Genomic DNA, 18,111 nt, shown 5'->3' with positions numbered 1-18,111 from the left:
GGAACGTTCAATAAGTGTTTAAGCCTTTGGTCTTCGACAAAGGGCGCTTTTGCCATGAATCCTCGCTACACGTGTTGGTTCTATTGAGAGCTAATCGAACGAAGCATGCGTGCATGCGCGACCGCCCTCCCCCGGACGATGTGGTCACTGATGGGAAGCCCTGGCGCCCTGCCGAGCTGGTGAAGTACGCCAATGTCCAAGGAGGATTTTCGGAATGTTTTCGGACAAAACAAAAAAGGCCTGCAACTGAACGTTGCAAGCCTTTGATAGCACAGCGAATTCTGGTGGGAAGTGCAAGTTTCGAACTTGCGACCCCTGCAGTGTGAATGCAGTGCTCTACCCCTGAGCTAACCTCCCGAAGAAGCATTATTATAGGTGGGCACTTGCGTCCCGTCAAGGGACTTCAAGCAACCGGCGTACGCCAGATGCAAGTTCCCTTGATCGCCTTGTCCAGGCCGTTCAACAATTCCTCGTGCGCGGCCGCTTCCTCGCTCGATGCACGCACCACCAGGATCTCGGCCAGCGCAACCTGCTCCAGTTGAATGGTGCCGCCGGACGTCTCTTCCTCGATGTCCATGCCCAGGCTGTTCTGGCCACGCGTCATCGACAGGTAGACGTCGGCCAGCAGCTCCGCGTCGAGCAGCGCGCCGTGCAGCTTGCGGTGCGCGTTCGAGATGCCATAGAAATCGCACAGTGCGTCCAGCGAATTGCGCTTGCCGGGCCGTAGTTCCTTGGCCTGCACCAGCGTGTCGATGACGCCGCCGATGTGCTCGTCGAACGGCGGCAGGTTCAGCATGCGGAACTCGTGGTTCAGGAAGCCCAGGTCGAACGGCGCGTTGTGGATGATGACTTCGGCGCCGCGGATGTACTCGCGCAGTTCCTCGACGATCTCATGGAAGCGCGGTTTGTCGCTGAGGAATTCGGTCGTCAGGCCGTGCACCGCCAGCGCGCCCTCTTCCGAATCGCGTTCCGGGTTGATGTAACGGTGGAAGTTATTGCCCGTCAGCTTGCGGTTGACCAGCTCGACGCAACCGATCTCGATGACGCGGTTGCCCAGCTTGGGATTGATACCGGTGGTTTCGGTATCGAGAACGATCTGACGCATGTGTTGGATGAGTAAAGAAGACAGCCGCGCAGTATAGCAAACGCGGCGCCCGGGTTACTTGCGGCGGACCGTTTCGACGCCGCGGTTGGCCAGCATGTCGGCCCGCTCGTTGCCGGGATGGCCGTTGTGGCCGCGCACCCAGCGCCAGTCGACCTTGTGCACGGCCTGGGCCGTGTCCAGCGCCTGCCACAGGTCGGCGTTCTTCACCGGCTCCTTGGTGGAGGTGCGCCAGCCACGCGCCTTCCAGCCATGGATCCATTCGCTGATACCCTTCTGCACGTACTGGCTGTCGGTGTGCAGCACCACTTCGCAGGGACGCTTGAGCGCGTTCAGCGACTCGATCACGGCCTTCAGCTCCATGCGGTTATTGGTCGTGTTCAGCTCGCCACCGAACAGCTCCTTCTCGGCCGCGCCGGCCACCATCAGCGCGCCCCAGCCGCCCGTGCCGGGGTTGCCCTTGCAGGCCCCGTCCGTAAAAATCTCCACCTTGTCCACGTACTGCTCACTATTCATATCTTGTTCGACCTTATTGCGACGCTATGGTTTCCTGCTCGTCGGCCTGGCGGTGCTTGTTGGCGGCCGGTACGGCGACCGGCGCCTTGGCCGACTTCTTGCTCCACGCCGGGCCGATCAGGCGCATGCCCTTGACCCGCTTGATGGCCTGGACGAGGTAGACGGCACCGAAGTAAGGCCACCAGCGCGTGCCCGCGCGGTCCATGAAGGCATAGCGGGCGAGCCAGGGCTCCGTGCGGCAGGCGGGCGCGTAACAGCCGAAATGGCTGTGGCTGACGCCCATGTTCAGCAATTTTAACCAGTCTTTGATGCGCGGCATAGAAATGAATTCCCCCGCCTCGGGCAGGTAGTGCGCGCCGGTGACGCGCGCCGTGACCTGGCGCAGGCCCCACAGGCTGGCCGGATTGAAGCCGCAGATGATCAGCTGACCTTCCGGAATCAGCACCCGCTCCACTTCGCGCAGTACCTGGTGCGGCTCGGCGGCGAACTCGAGCACGTGCGGCAGCACGACCAGGTCCAGGCTTTGCGACGCGAACGGCAGCTCGGCCGAGTCGAAGGTCAGCGCGACGGCGCGTCCCTCGGGCGCCAGTCCGCCCTGCGTGCGCGTCTCGGCCAGCCATTTGTGCGGCATGCGGCTGGCCGCCAGCGCGTCGATCTGCGGCGTGCCGATCTGCAGGGCGTTGAAGCCGAAGATATCGGCCGTCAGCTCGTCCAGCAGGCGCTGCTCCCAGGCGCGCACGTAGGCGCCGGCCGGCGTTTGCAGCCAGCTGTCCAGCGCTATAATGGATTTTTCGGATGTTGCGCTATCCATGCGTTCCCTGTGCGTTCCATTTTAAAGAACCGATGACGACACCCCTGCACGTCCTGGCCGTTCCAGCGTTCAACGACAATTATCTGTGGCTCATTCATGACGGCCGTCACGCGGCCATCGTCGACCCTGGCGACGCCGGCCCGGTGCTGGCCGCGCTCGAGCGCCAAGGCCTGTCCCTGCATGCCATTCTACTCACCCACCACCATGCTGACCACATCGGGGGCGTGCCACAATTATTGCAGCATTACGCCGTGCCCGTGTTCGGTCCTGCCGGTGACGGCATCGCCGCCGTGACCGACCCGCTGGTCGAAGGCGATACCGTCCAGGTGCCGGGGCTGGCGCTGGCCTTGACGGTGCTCGATGTGCCAGGCCATACGAAAGGTCATATCGCTTACGTGCATGAGGGCGCAACGCCGATGGTGTTCTGCGGCGACACCCTGTTTGCCGGCGGCTGCGGCCGCATCTTCGAGGGCACGCCGGAACAGATGGCGGCCTCGCTGGACAAGCTGGCCGCGCTGCCGCCCGGCACGCAGGTGTACTGTGCGCACGAATACACGCTGGCGAACCTGCGCTTCGCCGCCGCGGTCGAACCGGACAATGCGGCGCTGTGCGAGCGCATCGACGTCGACACCGCCAAGCGCGAGCGCGGCGAGCCCACGGTGCCCAGCACGATCGGCCTGGAGCGCGCGACCAATCCGTTCCTGCGCTACCGCGAGCGCGCCATCGCGCGCACGCTGACACAGGCGGGCAAGGTGACGCTGGACGCCTCGCCGCTGGCCGTGTTTACCGCGCTGCGGCAATGGAAAAACACTTTCTGACTTGAGGAAACCATGGAAACGGTCCACTTCTATTTCGACCCGATCAGTCCGTTCGTGTGGCTGGCCACGAAACAGCTTGCCCGTATCGAAGCGACGGGCGTGCACGTGGCGATCGAGCCCGTGCTGTTGGCAGGGATGTTGAAGGCGCACGGCATCAAGGGACCGGCGGAGGTGCCGGCCAAGCGCGAGCTGACGTTCCGCGACGTGATGCGGCTGGCCGACGCGCAGGGGCTGGAGTTTCGCGGCCCGCCGGGCCATCCGTTCAACCCGTTGCTGGCGCTGCGCATGCTGAGCTGCGTGCCGTCCGCGACCAGCCGCAAGCGCTTCGCGTTCGCGCTGGCCCAGGCTGCGTGGGAAAAGGGGCTGGATATTTCGGATGCCGCCGTGCTGCGCCAGGTGGCCAAGGATTGCGACCTGAACGGCGAGGCGCTGCAGGTGGCCGCGGCGACGCCTGACGTCAAGCAGCAGTTGATCGCGGCCACGGAGGCCGCGATCGGCCGCGGCGTGTTCGGCGTGCCCACGTTCGCCTACCAGAACGAGCTGTTCTGGGGCACCGACCGCATCGACGCACTGCTGCGCCGGATCGGCGGGCACCGCATCGACGAGGCCAGGCTGAAGGAATTCCTGGCGCGGCCCGCGCTGGCCCAGCGCAACGTCTGAGCCAGCGCCCGCGTCCTTAGATTTCCTCGTACAGCGGCAGGGTCAGGAACTCGGCGAATTGCTCGGAGGTCGACATCTCTTCGAAGATGGCGGCGGCGCGGGCGTAGTTCGGGCTGGAACCGTCCGGTGCGGCGCCCTGCACTTTCGGCAGTTCCTCCGCGATCATGGCGCGCACCATCTCGGCCGTGACCTTGCGGCCGTCTTCCAGCACGCCCTTGCTGGAGCGGATCCACTGCCACACCTGCGAGCGGCTGATCTCGGCCGTCGCCGCATCCTCCATCAGGTTGTGGATCGGCACGCAGCCGTTGCCGCCCAGCCAGCTGCCCAGGTAGTGGATGCCGACGTTGATGTTGTAGCGCAGGCCCGCTTCCGTGATCGGCGCTTCCGGCTGGAAGTTCAGCAGGTCGGCGGCCGTCACCTCGACGTCCGGACGCTGCTTGCCGATCTGGTTCGGCGCGTCGCCCAGCACCTTCTTGAATTCCGTCATGGCCAGGTCGACCAGGCCCGGGTGCGCAACCCAGCCGCCGTCGTAGCCGTCGGTGGCGTCGCGCGCCTTGTCGTTGCGCACGCCGCCCATCGCCACCTCGTTCTTTTCCGGATCGTTCTTGATCGGGATCAGGGCCGACATGCCGCCGATCGCCGGCGCGCCGCGCTTGTGGCAGGTCTTCAAGAGCAGCAGCGCGTAGGCGCGCATGAACGGCGCCGTCATCGTCACTTTCGGACGCTCGGCCAGGCAGAACTCCTGGTCCACCTTGAATTTCTTGATGCAGCTGAAGATGTAGTCCCAGCGGCCGGCGTTCAGGCCGGAGCTGTGCTCGCGCAGTTCGTACAGGATCTCGTCCATCTCGAACGCGGCCAGGATGGTCTCGATCAGCACGGTCGCCTTGATCGTGCCCTGCGGCAGGCCCAGCTCGTTCTGCGTCATCACGAAGATGTCGTTCCACAGCCGCGCTTCCAGGTGCGATTCCATCTTCGGCAGGTAGAAGTACGGACCGGCGCCGCGCGCCAGCTGCTCCTTGGCGTTGTGGAACATGAACAGCGCGAAGTCGAAGATGCCGCCGGAGACGCGCTTGCCGTCCACCAGCACGTGCTTCTCGTCCAGGTGCCAGCCGCGCGGACGCACCACCAGCGTGGCCGTCTTGTCGTTCAGCTTGTAGGACTTGCCGTTCTGCTCCAGGGTGATGGTCTTGCGCACCGCATCCATCATGTTGATCTGGCCGTCGATCTGGTTGCGCCAGTTCGGCGTGTTCGAGTCCTCGAAGTCGGTCATGTAGCTGTCCGCACCGGAGTTCAGGGCGTTGATGACCATCTTGCGTTCGACCGGGCCCGTGATCTCGACGCGGCGGCATTCCAGTGCCTTCGGAATCGGCGCGATCTTCCAGTCGCCGGCGCGGATGTGCGCGGTCTCGGCCAGGAAGTCGGGACGCTCGCCGGCGTCCAGGCGGCGCGCGCGCTCGACGCGCGCGGCCAGCAATTGCTGCCGGCGCGGCTCGAACTCGCGCGACAGCTTGGCGACGAGCGCCAGCGCCTCGGGCGTCAGCACGCGTTCATAGCCGGGCGCGATCTCGCCCGTGATTTCCATGCCTGCGGGAAGGGAAATGCTGCTCATCTGAATCTCCTTGGGTTTGTGATATGGTGCGATGCAATGTAATCCAGTATATTGACCGGACACTTACATAAACAAGACAATTAATCACTTCATCTGTGCGTTTTTGTCACAGATCGCGTTATGGGACAGTTCCGTCAGATCTCCACCTTTGTCGAAGTCGTCGCCCGCGGCAGCCTGTCCGCCGCCGCCCGCGCCGAGGGTATCGCACCGGCCGTGATCGGCCGCCGCCTGGATGCGCTGGAGCAGCGCCTGGGCGTCAAACTGCTCCAGCGTACCACGCGCAAGCTGGCGCTGACGGATGAAGGCACCGCGTTTCTGGAAGACTGCCAGCGCATCCTGGCCGAGCTGGAATCGGCCGAGGCGGCGGTGTCCGAACGCAGCGCGCGTGCGACCGGTCACCTGCTTGTCTCGGCGCCGGCCGGCTTCGGCCGCCAGCACGTGGCGCCGCTGGTGCCGTCGTTCCTGGCAGAGCACCGCGACGTGACCGTCACCTTGAACCTGAACGACCGCGTGGTGGACCTGATCGGCGAAGGCGTCGACGTGGCGATCCGCATTGCCAGCCTGTCGGACTCGAACCTCGTCAGCGTCAAGCTGGCGGACAACCACCGCGTGGTGGTGGCCACCCCGGCCTACCTGAAGCGTCATGGCGCGCCGCAGACACTGGACGATCTCGCCAAGCACAACTGCATGGCGATCAGCAGCGAAGGCAGCCAGCGCGGCTGGACCTTCCGCGACGGCGGCAAGACCGTCACCCTGAAAGTGACGGGCAACATGAGCTGCAACGACGGCGCCGTGCTGCATGACTGGGTGCTGGCTGGCAAGGGCCTGGCGTGGCGGTCGATGTGGGAGGTCGGCGCGGACATCGAGGCGGGCCGCTTGCAGACGGTGCTGGATGGCTACTCGGCGCCGGGCAACGACATCTATGCCGTCTTCGCGCAGCGGCGCCACCTGCCGCTGCGCATTCGCACCTTCGTCGACTTCCTGCGGCGCAGCTATGCGCAGCCGGGGTATTGGGGCCGGGGCTGACGACGCGATTCTGACGGCAGAGTTCGTGTCCACCCCGGGGTCAGTCACCATTGTGGGACACGAGCCCGGCCGTGGACGGGTGCCGGCGCGGTGTGCGGCCCGACGTGCGCTTGTGTCAGGCAGCGACCGCGACGCGGCCGCGACGCACGGCTGAGTTCGTGTACCGTTTCGGTGACTGACACCGTGGTGGGACACAGGCTCGGCTGTCGCGGCGGACAGGCGGGGACGGGCGCGCCGGGCGTGTGCGAGACGTACAGGCGAAAAAAAATCCTCGGAAACCGAGGATTTTTTATTTCGTTAGATCCAGCGTATTACAGAGGCTGAATGTTCGAAGCTTGCTTGCCTTTCGGACCAGCGGTCACTTCGAAAGATACGCGTTGGTTCTCTTGCAGAGATTTGAAGCCGGTGGTTTGGATCGCCGAGAAGTGAGCGAACAGATCTTCGCCGCCTTCGTCAGGGGTGATGAAGCCAAAACCCTTCGAATCATTGAACCATTTTACGATACCAGTTGCCATTACAATTCCTATTACAGTTAAATGAGCTTGCGCCCGTGATATCGTTTGAAGCAAGTATGCAATGGCAGACTAACTGCACTACTCTTGAATCTAAACGATCCCGCATTATACCGAATACGGCGCCAAAAGCACGTCACGAGTCACGGTTTCAGCACGTTTTTGCGAAAATAATTGCTACAGACGAGCTAGAAGGTGGCCTGGCAGCAAGAATTCGGTCCGAATGTCATGAAACGGTCATGTAACGCTCATGAACTACGGCAAAATCGCTGCGTTTCCCACCCGAAGCTGCTGTTTCGCCCGGTATGTGTGTAACTATAGACAATAATCCAACGCGGTGTTTGACCTGCATCAATCGTGCGCGCTGATTGTGGCGCCTGTGGGATCGTCATTGGCCCAGTCCAGGTAGCGCCGCACTTGCGGTGCCACGTCGGCGAATGCCGCCGTCCCCGCCATCGTCTCGCGCAACAGCTGTTCCAACCGGCGCGCCTCGTCACCCAGCGCATGAAAGCCGAACGAGCCGGCGGAGCCCGCCACCGTGTGCAACGCTTCGTGCAGCGGCGCCAGTTGCGCCACGGCGGGCATGGGCCCCGCCGCATCGAGCGCCGCGCCGATCGCCGCGAGCCGCTGCGGGATGCTGGCGCGGTACTTGTCCGCCAGCGCCTGCAGATGCTGGCGGAACGCGGGATCGGCGGGCGTGGCCATGGTTACTTGGTGCCGAAGATGCGGTCGCCGGCGTCGCCCAGGCCCGGCACGATGTAGGCATGCTCGTTCAGGTGCGAATCCAGCGAGGCGCAGTAGATCTTCACGTTCGGGTGCGACTTCTGGAATACCTCGATGCCTTCCGGCGCCGCCACCAGCGCCAGGAAGATGATCTGGTCGTCGCTCACGCCGCGGTTCTTCAGCACGTCCACGGCATGCACGGCCGAATTGCCGGTGGCGACCATCGGGTCGCACAGGATGAAGATGCGGTCCACCAGGTCCGGCAGGCGCACCAGGTATTCGACCGGCTGGTGCGTGTCCGGATCGCGGAACACGCCGATATGGCCCACGCGCGCCGACGGCACCAGGTTCAGCAGTCCATCGCTCATGCCGATGCCGGCACGCAGGATCGGCACCACGGCCAGCTTCTTGCCGGCGATGACGGGCGCGTCGATCGTCATCAGCGGCGTCTCGATCTCGCGCGTGGTCAGCGGCAGGTCGCGCGTGATCTCATAGCCCATCAGCAGCGTGATCTCCTTCAGCAGCTCGCGGAAGGTGCGGGTCGACGTGGCCTTGTCGCGCATGTGGCTCAGCTTGTGCTGAATCAGCGGATGGTCGGTGATAAACAGGTTCGGGAAGCGCGGATCTTGTTTCATTTTGTTCAAGTGTTATGCGGGATTGCATGCATTATCCCAGCCCGGGGCAAGCGCTGTCCATGTTTTACGGTGCCGCGTCCGGCTCCAGCAGCGCGCGCGCCAGGATCGCAGCGCAATCCGTCCCTGCGGGCAGGCGGCCGAACGCCCCACCCGGCTCGCGCGCCAGGCGTGAAGCGACGAAGGCGGACGACACATAGGCCGGCGCGTGCCGCAGCAGCAGCGACGCCTGCACCGCCAGCACGATGCGTTCGGCCAGCACGCGCGCGCCGAACTCGCCGTCGGTACTGGCCGGCGCCTGCGCCAGCGCCACCTTCAGTGCCGCGACAAAGGCAACGTAGTCGGCATTGGCGTCGCCGGCGGCCGCCAGTTCCGCGGCCAGCGCCGCGCCGGCGGCGGGCGACTTCGCCAGCGCGCGCAGCAGGTCCAGGCACATGACGTTGCCGGAACCTTCCCAGATCGAGTTGACGGGCAGCTCCCGGTACAAGCGGCCCAACGGGCCGTCCTCGACGTAGCCGCTGCCGCCCAGCACCTCCATCGCCTCCGCGCCGAACGCCGGACCGCGCTTGCAGATCCAGTACTTGCCGGCCGGCGTCAACAGGCGCGCCAGCGCCGCCTCGGCCGGATCGTCCGGATGGTCGAAGCAACGGGCCAGGCGCAGCGCGAACGCGGTGGCCGCCTCCGATTCCAGCGCCAGGTCGGCCAGCACGTTGCGCATCAGCGGCTGCTGCGCCAGCGGCTTGCCGAACGCCTGGCGCCGCCGCGCGTGGTGCAGCGCGTGCGTCAGCGCCGCACGCATCGTGCCGGCGCTGCCCAGCACGCAGTCCAGGCGCGTGTGGCTGCCCATCTCCAGGATCGTCGGAATGCCGCGCCCCGGCTGGCCCAACAGCCAACCGTACGCATTGGTAAACTCCACCTCGGACGATGCGTTGGAACGGTTGCCCACCTTGTCCTTCAGGCGTTGCACGCGCACGCCATTGCGGCCGCCGTCCGGCAGGAAGCGCGGCACCAGGAAGCACGACAGGCCGGCGCTGCCGCCGTCGTCCGTCTGTGCCAGCACCAGGTGCGCATCCGACTGCGGCGCCGAGAAGAACCACTTGTGGCCCACCAGCCGATAGACGTCCTCGCCGTCTTCGCCGAACAGCGCGCGGGCCTCGCCCGGCGGCACCGGCAGCGCACGGGTGGTGTTGCTGCGCACGTCCGAGCCGCCCTGCTTCTCCGTCATGCCCATGCCGATCAGGGCGCCGCGCTTGGCATCCAGCGGCAGCGGACGGGGATCGTACTCGCGCGACAGGATCTTCGGCAGCCAGCGCGCGGCCAGCCGGGGCGACTGGCGCAGTGCCGGCACGCTCGCATAGGTCATCGTGACGGGGCACTGCGAGCCGTTCTCCACCTGCCCGAACAGCAGGTAGCGGGCGGCCCGCGCCACCTGCGCGCCGGGCCCGGCTTCCTCCCAAGGCGAGGCATGGGCGCCCTCCCCGATCAGCAGCGCCATCAGCGCATGCCAGGCCGGATGGAATTCCACCTCGTCGATGCGGCGGCCGGCGCGGTCGAAGTTGTGCAGCACCGGCTCGTTGCGGTTAGCCTGGCGCGCCAGGTCCAGCGTGGCCGCCCGTCCCAGGCGCGCGCCCAGCGCCTGCAGCGACGGCAGCGCGGCGCCGGCGCCCTCGCGCACCACGGCTTCGCCCAGCGCCGGGTCGCAGGTGAACAGGTTGACGTCGGCGAACGGCGTCACCTGGTTGAAGATTTCGTGCGTGTCGAACTGGTTCACCGCCGCTCCTTGGGTGAGGGGCTGCCGCCCTGTCGTTGCAGGCTAGCGGAAAGGTCGGGGCGCCGCAAGACCGGGCCAGAAAGTTCCCATCAGGCACTTTTCCTGAAGTAGCGCAACGAAAAACAGTCAAAACACGCGAAATGTTGCCGCTTTTCATGTAAATAGTGTCCGCAAAGTGGTACATTTGTTGCCGGCTCGACAGATAACGTTCCAGCCGCCTCTTTTTGATGCACGACCCAGAGATCCGAGCCCGCCCAATGCCGTCCGGTACCCCCATCGCCATGCCAACCGCCACCTCGAGCGCCTTCGACGGCATGCTCGAGGAAGCGGGCGATATCGTGTTCCGCGCCGACCCGCGCGGCCAGATCCGCTTCGCCAGCCGGCGCGCCACCACGCTGGCCGGCAGCAGCGAGCTGGCCGGCCAGCCCCTGCGCGCCCTCGTCTGCGAGGCCGATCACGCCATCCTGAAGGCCGCGCTGGCCGAAGCGGTGGCCGTGCACGTCGCCCGGGCCGAAGTACGATTCCGCCACGGCGAGGCTGAGACGCCCTTCGATCTGCGCATCTCCAGCCACGCCGGCGAACTGCTGGTCGTGGGCCGCGACCTGACGGCGCAACATGCCACCGAGGCGCGCCTGCGTCACATGGCCACGCACGACGCGCTGACCGGCCTGCCCAACCGCGCCCTGCTGTCCGACCGCATCCGCATGACGATCGCCCAGGCGCGCCGCACCGGCCAGGGCTTCGCCGTCGCCACCGTCGGCCTGGACAGCTTCAAGAAGGTCAACGACGGCCTGGGCCACCCGGCCGGCGACGCCGTGCTGCGCATGGCCGCCACGCGCCTGCGCAAGATGCTGCGCGACAGCGACACGCTGGCCCGCGTCGGCGGCGACGAATTCGTCGCGCTGCTGCCGGGCACGTTCAACGAAGCCCAGATCCGGCTGGTGACGGGGCGCCTGCTGGCGGCGTTGCAGTCGCCGTTCGATATCGAAGGACAAACGGTGTACGTGGGCGCCTCGGTCGGCGTATCGGTCTACCCGCAGCATGCGGAGGACGAGATCCGCCTGCTGGCGCTGGCCGATACCGCGCTGTCGCGCGCCAAGGAGACGGGCAAAGCGCGCTGCGTCGTCTACAACGCGCGCCACAGCAGCCCCAGCGACCACGACATCTCGCTGGAAGCCGCCATGTTCCAGGCCGTGCGCGAAGGCGAGTTCGTGCTGTACTACCAGCCCATCGTCGACGCCGGCACGCGCGAGATCGAAGGCTTCGAGACGCTGATGCGCTGGAAGCACCCGACCCTGGGCATGGTGCCGCCGGCGCGCTTCATCCCGCTGGCCGAAACCAATGGCCTGATCAACCTGCTGGGCGCGTGGGCATTGAAGGCGGCCTGCGTGCAGCTGCGCCAGTTCGAGGAAGCGGCCAAGCGGTCGCTGTACATCTCGGTCAACATCAGCCCGCGCCAGTTCCGCAACGACAAGTTCCTCGACGTGCTGGACGACGCCATCGCCTATTCCGGCCTGTCCGGCGAGCAGCTGGTGCTGGAGATCACCGAGGGCACGCTGATGATCGATCCGGTGCATGCCGAGAGCATCCTCGGCAAGATGGCCGAGCGGCGCGCCCGCATCGCCATCGACGATTTCGGCACCGGCTATTCGTCGCTGGCGTACCTGAAGAACTTCCCCATCTCCGTGCTGAAGATCGACCGCGCCTTCATCCGCGACCTGCCTGGCTCGCAAAAGGACGGCGCCATCTGCAACGCCGTGCTGGACCTGGCCAAGCACCTGTCGCTGTCCGTGGTCGCCGAAGGCGTCGAGACGGAAGAACAAATGCAATACATGCGCGAGCGCGGCTGCCGCTACGTGCAAGGCTACCTGACGGGCAAGCCGATGGCGGCCAACGTCGCCGTCGCGGCCCTGACGGAGCGCCATTACGCGCTCCTGTGCCAGGACCAACCGCAGCGGGCATTAGGATGACAGAACACTTCAAGGCCGGCACGGCGCTCGGCGAACAGACCTTATCCCTGCTGTGGGAACGCACCCGGCGCCAGGGCGACATGCCCGGCTTCGCCAAGGCCATCAGCGCCATCCTGGGCGCCATGCGCGGCGAGGACGACCACCAGTTCAGCATGACGGAAACCGTGCTGACCGACCCCGTGCTGACGCAGAAGGTGCTGCGCCTCGCCAACAGCGGCATGTATTCCGCGTTCGGCCAGCACGTCAGCACCGTCACGAAGGCGGTACTCGTGCTGGGCACGGAAGCGATCGGCCACCTGGCACTGGGCCTGAAGCTGATCGAGGAGCTGTCCGAGCTGCGGCCCGATTCGGCCCATGCGCACATCGAGATGGAAAAAGCCGTGCTGGCCGGACTGGTCGCGCGCGAGCTGGCCGGCAGCGTGCAGAGCATGCACGCCGAGGAAGCCGTGGTGTGCTCGATGCTGCACACGCTGGGCCGCATGATGGTGACGTTCTACATGCCGGAAGCCTGGACGCGCCTGCAGCAGGCCGCCGGCGCGGGCCGCGAGGACGTCGCGGCGCCGCAGCTGCTCGGCATCACGCTGCCGGAGATCGGCCGCGCCGCCGCGCTGCGCTGGGGCCTGCCGAAGAACCTGGTGGCCGGCATGCGCAGCGTGGAACCGGCCGAACCGGGCACGCCGGTCGACCATGGCGACTGGATCGCCGCCATCTCCACGCTGGCCCGGCGCTGCGCCGATAGCCTGTGGCACGACAACGACGAAGGCGCGGCCGAGGTACAGCGCGTCACGGAGATCTACGCGCCGATGCTGGGGCTGGACGTGGAGCGCGCCCTCGATGCGATCGCGCAGGCGCGCGCCGCGGCCGTCGAGGACCTGTCGATCGCGCCGCTGTCGAAACCGGCCGAACGGCGCGCCCGCGAACTGGCGCGCACGCGCCAGCGCGCCGCCGGCAACAAGATCCTGCAGGCCGGCCTGGCCGAGATGCGCGAGATGGTGGACAGCGCCAGCCCCGGCCAGATGGTGTCGATCGCCCTGGAGACGGTGTACAAGGGCCTGGACTTCTCGCGCGCCGTCGCGTTCGTGCGCAACCGGCGCGAAGGCCGCTATGCCGCGCGCATGTGCTTCGGCGAATCGCTCAAGGACCACCTGCCGCTGATGGCATTCGACGACAGCTACCAGCCCAACGTGTTCCACGCCGCGCTGGGCAGCGACCGTGTCATCTTCATCGAGAACGCGCGCGATCCGAAGTTCGCGGCCAAGCTGCCGCAATGGTGGAAGAGCACCCTGGCCGAAGCGCGCAGCTTCGTCATCCTGCCGCTGAGTTCGAACGGCCACCCGGCCGGTTTCCTGTACGGCGACTGGGACGAGACCTTCCCGCCCATCGAACTGTCGCAGACCGAATTCACCCTCCTCAACGACCTGCGTGCGCTGGTCATGCGCGCCGTCGAGCGGCGCCACGCGTTCGAGGCGGTCGCCAGCCGCGCCGCCTGAGCGGCGTGCGGATCAGCGCCCGGCGCGCGCGATGTCCGGCGTGTGGACAAGCACGTCGCCGCACTGGGCGCGGTGCTGCAGTGCGTGATCCATCAGCACCAGGGCCAGCATGGCCTCGGCGATCGGCGTGGCGCGGATGCCCACGCACGGGTCGTGCCGGCCGAACGTCTCGACGGTGACGGGATTGCCGTCCTTGTCGATCGAGCGGCGCGGCGTGCGGATCGACGACGTCGGCTTGATCGCGATCGAGACCGTGATGTCCTGCCCCGTCGAGATGCCGCCCAGGATGCCCCCGGCGTGGTTGCCGACGAAGCCCTGCGGCGTCAGCTCGTCGCCATGCTCGGAGCCGCGCTGCGCCACCGACTCGAAGCCCGCGCCGATCTCGATCCCCTTGACGGCATTGATGCCCATCATCGCGTAGGCGATGTCGGCATCGAGCTTGTCGTAGATCGGCTGGCCCAGGCCGACCGGCACGTTGCGGGCGATGACGTCGATGCGCGCGCCGATCGAGTCGCCGGCCTTGCGCAGCTCGTCCATATAGCTTTCCATGCGCGCGATCAGGGCCGCGTCGCTTGTGGCGGCGAAGAACGGGTTGTGCGCCGCGTGCGCCCAGTCCTGGAACGGTACTTCGATCTCGCCCAGCTGGCTCATGCAACCGAGGAACTCGGTGCCGTACTGCGCCTTCAGCCACTTCTTCGCGATGGCGGCCGCGCCCACCACCGGCGCCGTCAGGCGTGCCGACGAGCGCCCGCCGCCGCGCGGATCGCGCACGCCGTACTTGTGCCAGTAGGTATAGTCGGCATGCCCGGGCCGGAAGCTGTCGGCGATATTGCCGTAGTCCTTGCTGCGCTGGTCCTCGTTGCGGATCAGCAGTGCGATCGGCGTGCCGGTCGTCACGCCTTCGTAGACGCCGGACAGGATCTGCACCGCATCGGGCTCCTGGCGCTGCGTCACGTGGCGCGAGGTGCCCGGCTTGCGGCGGTCCAGCTCCGGCTGGATGTCCGCTTCCGACAGGGGCAGGCCCGGCGGGCAGCCATCGATCACGCAGCCGATCGCCGGTCCGTGGGATTCGCCAAAAGTGCTAACGGTGAACAGCTTGCCAAAGGAATTGCCGGACATAGTGATGGGTGACGTGCGAGACGCGTGAACGAAAATGGAATTGTCAATTTTACCGCTTTGGCATGCTCTCTGCCAGCGCCGCCCCGGCGACGCCGCGAGTATTGCGTAAAAACATCAATTTCTCCTTAGAAATACGGGAATTCGCGCCGGATCGGTCCACTTTTACCATACTACTCGCGAATGTTGTTCAATCCCCTATATACTTGGACAGGGAAACAAGGCAAGAGAGCGCTACCTGGGCGCTACCCAAGACCAATCCGGAGAAGCACGCATGCCCCCACCGATCACGCCAGAGACCCCGACGTCGCGCGACGACCCGGACGACCTGGTCTTTCTCGACGAGCCAGCGGCGCAACCGGCGCCGGCGGCGCCTCACGGCGTGTGGCGCGTGATGATCGTCGACGACGACGAGGACGTGCATTCGACCACCACCTTCGCGCTGGGCAACCTGGACATGCAGGGCCGCCCGCTCGAATTCGTGCACGCCTACTCGGCGGCGCAGGCGCGCGAGCTGCTGCGCCACGAGCACGACATCGCCGTGATCCTGCTCGACGTGGTGATGGAGCAGGACGACGCCGGCCTGCACCTGGTGCGCCACATCCGCGAGACCTTGAAGCTGGCGGACGTGCGCATCATCCTGCGCACCGGCCAGCCCGGCTACGCGCCGGAGATCGACGCGATCCGCGACTTCGACATCAACGACTACAAGACCAAGTCCGAGCTGACCCGCATCAAGCTGTACACGACCGTGACGGCCGCGATCCGCTCCTACGAGCAGATCCGCAAGATCAGCGACAGCCGCCGCGGCCTGAACCAGATCGTCCACGCCAGCACGGAGCTGATGGCGCTGCACGGCGTGGCCAACTTCGCCACCGGCGTGCTGGCCCAGGCGGCCGCGCTGCTGGGACAGGACTGCAGCGGCTTCCTGTGCGCGCAGGAAGGCTGCGACGCCCCGCAGCTGCACGTACTGGCGGCGACCGGCGCCTGGATGTCGTACGAGGGCCGCCAGTTCGCCACCGGCGCCCTGCCGATACCGCTGGCCGCGCGCGCGCTGGCCGAGCGGCGCAACCTGTACACGGCCGATGCGGTGGCGCTGTACTTCGCCGGCAAGTCGTGCCGCACCTTTGTCGCCCAGCTCGACGTGGCGCGTGCGCCCACCGAGCTGGAAGAGCGCCTGCTGGACGTGTTCTCGGCCAATGTGGCGGTAGGCCTGGACAACGTCGAGCTGGTGGCGCACCTGCACGAGGCGGCGTTCTACGACACACTGTCCAAGCTGCCGAACCGCACCCGCCTGGTCGAGATCCTGGACGCCACCCTGGCCGGTCCGGCGCGCGATGGCGCTGTGCTGTCGCTGGTGGACCTGGACCACTTCGCCGAGACCAACGACGCGCTGGGTCATGCATTCGGCGACCAGTTGCTGGCGGCCGTGGCGGGCCGGTTGCAGCACAGCCTGGGCCGGCACCTGACGGTGGCGCGCATCGGCGGCGACATCTTCGCCGTGCTGGGCGAGGAAGCGGCCGTCAACCCGGCCAATATCCTGGCGCAGTTCCAGCAGCCGTTCAATATCGAGGGCCAGGACGTGCAGCTGTCGGCGACACTGGGCCTGGTGCGGCTGGCCGAACACGACGGCAGCGGCTCGGACGCGCTGAAGGACGCCGACATCGCACTGAAACGCGCCAAGTCGCAGCAGCGCGCCGGCCATTTCTATTTTTCGCGCAATATGGGCGTCGAGATCCGCGAGCGCGTGCGCATGATGCACGCGCTGCGCACGGCGTTCAGCCAGAACGAGCTGTTCCTGATGTACCAGCCGCAGATCGACCTGGCCACGCGCCGCCCGGTCGGCGCCGAGGCCCTGCTGCGCTGGCGCACGCGCGACGGCAAGTTCGTCTCGCCCGACCGCTTCATCCCGATCGCCGAGTACTCGGGCCTCATCATCGAGCTGGGCGAATGGGTGCTGCGCACCGCGTGCGCCGAGCTGGTGCGGCTGCGCGCCGCGGGTCACCGCGGCTTCACGATCTCCGTCAACGTCTCGCAGGTGCAGTTCCGCCATCCGCAGTTCCTGGTCATGCTGCGGCAGGCGCTGGAGGACACGGGCGCGCCGCCCGAGTACGTGGAGCTGGAGATCACGGAATCGATGGCGATGGAAGAGCCGCACCTGCTGGTCGAGATGCTGGGCGAAGTGCGGCGCACCGGCGTCAAGGTGGCGATCGACGATTTCGGCACGGGTTTCTCGTCCTTGTCGCACCTGCAGCGCCTGCAGGTCGACCGCCTGAAGATCGACCGCGCGTTCGTGACCGAGATTACCGGATCGTCACGCGGCAGCAGCATTGCCGAGATGGTGATCCAGCTGGGCCGCAACCTGGGCCTGTCGATCGTGGCCGAGGGCGTCGAGGACGAGCGGCAGGCGCAGGTGCTGTACCACCTGGGCTGCCCGTTGGCGCAGGGCTTCCTGTTCGCGCGGCCGATGGCGGCGGAGGATCTGGCCGGCTGGCTGGCCGGGGAGGCGCGCCAGAGCGCTTGAGGTTTGGGGTCTGTCCCTACGGGACTGACCCTGAAGTTCTGTTGTATCCATCGACATGCCGAACTTCGGGGGTCAGTCCCCTGCGGGGAGCGCAGTGGGGGTTTCGAGGAGCACCGCTCCTCGCCCGCGTAGCGGTGCCGGCCTCCCAGCCGGCACCAAGACCGCACAGATCTCAGCGCTGGTTCGCGGCAGCGAACTCATCCTCTTCCGCCGGCCAGTCGCGGATATACGCCTTCAGCATGCGGTTCTCGAAGCTCTGCGCCTCCAGCACCGCGCGCGCCACGTCGTAGAACGAGATCACGCCCAGGATCGTCTTCGCATTCATCACCGGCAGGTAGCGCGCGTGTTTTTCCAGCATGATGCGGCGCACCTCGTTGACTTCCGTGTCCGGCGTGACCGTGATCGGGTGATCGTCCATGTGCTTGCGCACCGTGCCGCCACCCACCGTGCCGTCGTTCGCGTGCAGCGCCTTCAGCACCTCGCGGAACGTCAGCATGCCCACCAGGTCGCCGTACTCCATCACGACCAGCGAGCCGATGTCCTTCTCGGCCATCGTATTGGCCGCGTCCGCCAGGGGCTGGTCGGGGCTGATCGTGTAGAGGATATTGCCTTTGACTTGAAGGATTTCTGAAACTTTCATGGTGGCCGTCCTGTCCGCGCGAAAATGGGTGGGTGAATTAGTGCCAGGAAAGCGCCTCGGGATGGGCCGGGCCCGCGAAAATCGCCCTGGTCCTCTCTGAAACTGCTTGTCGACGCTATAGCCGAATGTAGCCGATGCCCGCCAAAAAATCCAGCGCAGCGCATAACCGGGATGCAACTATTGACGCCACG

At 66.3% G+C, this 18,111-nt stretch carries 16 protein-coding genes and 1 tRNA gene; 6 read left to right on the top strand and 11 right to left on the bottom strand.

Translation table 11 applies throughout. The features are described 5' to 3' along the window. Window positions 1–282 precede the first annotated feature (282 nt). The 4 genes from E7V67_012530 to E7V67_012515 all read right to left on the bottom strand — a co-directional run bounded on the left by E7V67_012530 (window position 283) and on the right by E7V67_012515 (window position 2,429). A tRNA-Val gene (locus E7V67_012530) sits at window positions 283–357 on the bottom strand. A gap of 46 nt (window positions 358–403) precedes the next feature. Continuing rightward, on the bottom strand, window positions 404–1,105 hold the full coding sequence (dnaQ, locus tag E7V67_012525; GenBank protein WUR15890.1) for a DNA polymerase III subunit epsilon: 702 nt from the start codon (window positions 1,103–1,105) through the stop codon (window positions 404–406). Between the two features lie 54 nt (window positions 1,106–1,159). Continuing rightward, window positions 1,160–1,600 (bottom strand): ribonuclease HI, encoded by a 441-nt coding sequence (rnhA, locus tag E7V67_012520; GenBank protein WUR16268.1) that lies wholly within the window; start codon window positions 1,598–1,600, stop codon window positions 1,160–1,162. Between the two features lie 31 nt (window positions 1,601–1,631). Further along, window positions 1,632–2,429 carry a class I SAM-dependent methyltransferase gene (locus E7V67_012515; protein ID WUR15889.1) on the bottom strand — a complete coding sequence of 266 codons (798 nt, stop codon included), beginning with the start codon at window positions 2,427–2,429 and terminating at the stop codon, window positions 1,632–1,634. 32 nt (window positions 2,430–2,461) lie between these two features. On the opposite strand from E7V67_012515, the gene gloB reads away from it, so the two are divergent. Both gloB and E7V67_012505 read left to right on the top strand, forming a co-directional pair. Further along, the gene (gene gloB / locus E7V67_012510; GenBank protein WUR15888.1) at window positions 2,462–3,247 is read left to right on the top strand and encodes a hydroxyacylglutathione hydrolase; all 786 of its coding nucleotides are present in this window, start codon (window positions 2,462–2,464) and stop codon (window positions 3,245–3,247) included. Window positions 3,248–3,259: 12 nt separating this feature from the next. Beyond that, entirely contained in the window at window positions 3,260–3,907 is a 648-nt protein-coding gene (locus E7V67_012505) for a 2-hydroxychromene-2-carboxylate isomerase (protein WUR15887.1), read from the top strand. A gap of 16 nt (window positions 3,908–3,923) precedes the next feature. Here E7V67_012505 and aceB read toward each other — a convergent pair whose 3' ends face one another. Then, a complete protein-coding gene (gene aceB, locus E7V67_012500) occupies window positions 3,924–5,516 on the bottom strand; it encodes a malate synthase A (protein ID WUR15886.1) in 1,593 nt (530 codons plus the stop codon). Window positions 5,517–5,636: 120 nt separating this feature from the next. On the opposite strand from aceB, the gene E7V67_012495 reads away from it, so the two are divergent. Continuing rightward, window positions 5,637–6,542, top strand: coding sequence for a LysR family transcriptional regulator (locus E7V67_012495; protein ID WUR15885.1), 906 nt, complete (start codon window positions 5,637–5,639; stop codon window positions 6,540–6,542). Between the two features lie 311 nt (window positions 6,543–6,853). Here E7V67_012495 and E7V67_012490 read toward each other — a convergent pair whose 3' ends face one another. From E7V67_012490 to E7V67_012475, 4 genes are all read right to left on the bottom strand, one after another. Next, the gene (locus E7V67_012490) at window positions 6,854–7,057 is read right to left on the bottom strand and encodes a cold-shock protein (protein WUR15884.1); all 204 of its coding nucleotides are present in this window, start codon (window positions 7,055–7,057) and stop codon (window positions 6,854–6,856) included. 348 nt (window positions 7,058–7,405) lie between these two features. Then, window positions 7,406–7,759, bottom strand: coding sequence for an Hpt domain-containing protein (locus tag E7V67_012485; protein WUR15883.1), 354 nt, complete (start codon window positions 7,757–7,759; stop codon window positions 7,406–7,408). Window positions 7,760–7,761: 2 nt separating this feature from the next. Then, window positions 7,762–8,412: a uracil phosphoribosyltransferase gene (upp, locus tag E7V67_012480; GenBank protein ID WUR15882.1), complete on the bottom strand. Its 651-nt coding sequence runs from the start codon at window positions 8,410–8,412 to the stop codon at window positions 7,762–7,764. A gap of 64 nt (window positions 8,413–8,476) precedes the next feature. Then, window positions 8,477–10,180 (bottom strand): isovaleryl-CoA dehydrogenase, encoded by a 1,704-nt coding sequence (locus E7V67_012475; GenBank protein ID WUR15881.1) that lies wholly within the window; start codon window positions 10,178–10,180, stop codon window positions 8,477–8,479. A gap of 257 nt (window positions 10,181–10,437) precedes the next feature. On the opposite strand from E7V67_012475, the gene E7V67_012470 reads away from it, so the two are divergent. After that, complete coding sequence (locus E7V67_012470; protein WUR15880.1) at window positions 10,438–12,150, top strand: GGDEF domain-containing protein; 1,713 nt, start codon at window positions 10,438–10,440, stop codon at window positions 12,148–12,150. Then, window positions 12,147–13,640, top strand: coding sequence for an HDOD domain-containing protein (locus E7V67_012465; protein WUR15879.1), 1,494 nt, complete (start codon window positions 12,147–12,149; stop codon window positions 13,638–13,640). Before E7V67_012470 ends, E7V67_012465 begins: the two co-directional genes overlap by 4 nt. Before the next feature lie 12 nt (window positions 13,641–13,652). Here E7V67_012465 and aroC read toward each other — a convergent pair whose 3' ends face one another. Beyond that, window positions 13,653–14,759: a chorismate synthase gene (aroC, locus tag E7V67_012460; protein ID WUR15878.1), complete on the bottom strand. Its 1,107-nt coding sequence runs from the start codon at window positions 14,757–14,759 to the stop codon at window positions 13,653–13,655. Window positions 14,760–15,030: 271 nt separating this feature from the next. On the opposite strand from aroC, the gene E7V67_012455 reads away from it, so the two are divergent. After that, window positions 15,031–17,280, top strand: coding sequence for an EAL domain-containing protein (locus E7V67_012455; GenBank protein ID WUR15877.1), 2,250 nt, complete (start codon window positions 15,031–15,033; stop codon window positions 17,278–17,280). 172 nt (window positions 17,281–17,452) lie between these two features. Here the strand turns inward: E7V67_012455 and E7V67_012450 are convergent, their stop codons facing one another. Beyond that, the gene (locus tag E7V67_012450; protein WUR15876.1) at window positions 17,453–17,920 is read right to left on the bottom strand and encodes a CBS domain-containing protein; all 468 of its coding nucleotides are present in this window, start codon (window positions 17,918–17,920) and stop codon (window positions 17,453–17,455) included. Between the last annotated feature and the right edge of the window lie 191 nt (window positions 17,921–18,111).

Origin of the sequence: [Empedobacter] haloabium (assembly GCA_008011715.2) — a bacterium.
Lineage (GTDB): Bacteria > Pseudomonadota > Gammaproteobacteria > Burkholderiales > Burkholderiaceae_D > Rugamonas > Rugamonas haloabia.
Note: the sequence above shows the minus strand (reverse complement) of the source record. Positions and strands in the feature narration are given on the sequence as shown.

What these genes read in the sequence shown, in the direction of transcription:
- dnaQ (WUR15890.1), bottom strand. Translation starts at nt 1,105, where the DNA reads ATGCGTCAGATCGTTCTCGATACCGAAACCACCGGTATCAATCCCAAG.
- E7V67_012515 (WUR15889.1), bottom strand. Translation starts at nt 2,429, where the DNA reads ATGGATAGCGCAACATCCGAAAAATCCATTATAGCGCTGGACAGCTGG.
- gloB (WUR15888.1), top strand. Translation starts at nt 2,462, where the DNA reads ATGACGACACCCCTGCACGTCCTGGCCGTTCCAGCGTTCAACGACAAT.
- E7V67_012505 (WUR15887.1), top strand. Translation starts at nt 3,260, where the DNA reads ATGGAAACGGTCCACTTCTATTTCGACCCGATCAGTCCGTTCGTGTGG.
- aceB (WUR15886.1), bottom strand. Translation starts at nt 5,516, where the DNA reads ATGAGCAGCATTTCCCTTCCCGCAGGCATGGAAATCACGGGCGAGATC.
- E7V67_012495 (WUR15885.1), top strand. Translation starts at nt 5,637, where the DNA reads ATGGGACAGTTCCGTCAGATCTCCACCTTTGTCGAAGTCGTCGCCCGC.
- E7V67_012490 (WUR15884.1), bottom strand. Translation starts at nt 7,057, where the DNA reads ATGGCAACTGGTATCGTAAAATGGTTCAATGATTCGAAGGGTTTTGGC.
- E7V67_012485 (WUR15883.1), bottom strand. Translation starts at nt 7,759, where the DNA reads ATGGCCACGCCCGCCGATCCCGCGTTCCGCCAGCATCTGCAGGCGCTG.
- upp (WUR15882.1), bottom strand. Translation starts at nt 8,412, where the DNA reads ATGAAACAAGATCCGCGCTTCCCGAACCTGTTTATCACCGACCATCCG.
- E7V67_012470 (WUR15880.1), top strand. Translation starts at nt 10,438, where the DNA reads ATGCCGTCCGGTACCCCCATCGCCATGCCAACCGCCACCTCGAGCGCC.
- E7V67_012465 (WUR15879.1), top strand. Translation starts at nt 12,147, where the DNA reads ATGACAGAACACTTCAAGGCCGGCACGGCGCTCGGCGAACAGACCTTA.
- aroC (WUR15878.1), bottom strand. Translation starts at nt 14,759, where the DNA reads ATGTCCGGCAATTCCTTTGGCAAGCTGTTCACCGTTAGCACTTTTGGC.
- E7V67_012455 (WUR15877.1), top strand. Translation starts at nt 15,031, where the DNA reads ATGCCCCCACCGATCACGCCAGAGACCCCGACGTCGCGCGACGACCCG.
- E7V67_012450 (WUR15876.1), bottom strand. Translation starts at nt 17,920, where the DNA reads ATGAAAGTTTCAGAAATCCTTCAAGTCAAAGGCAATATCCTCTACACG.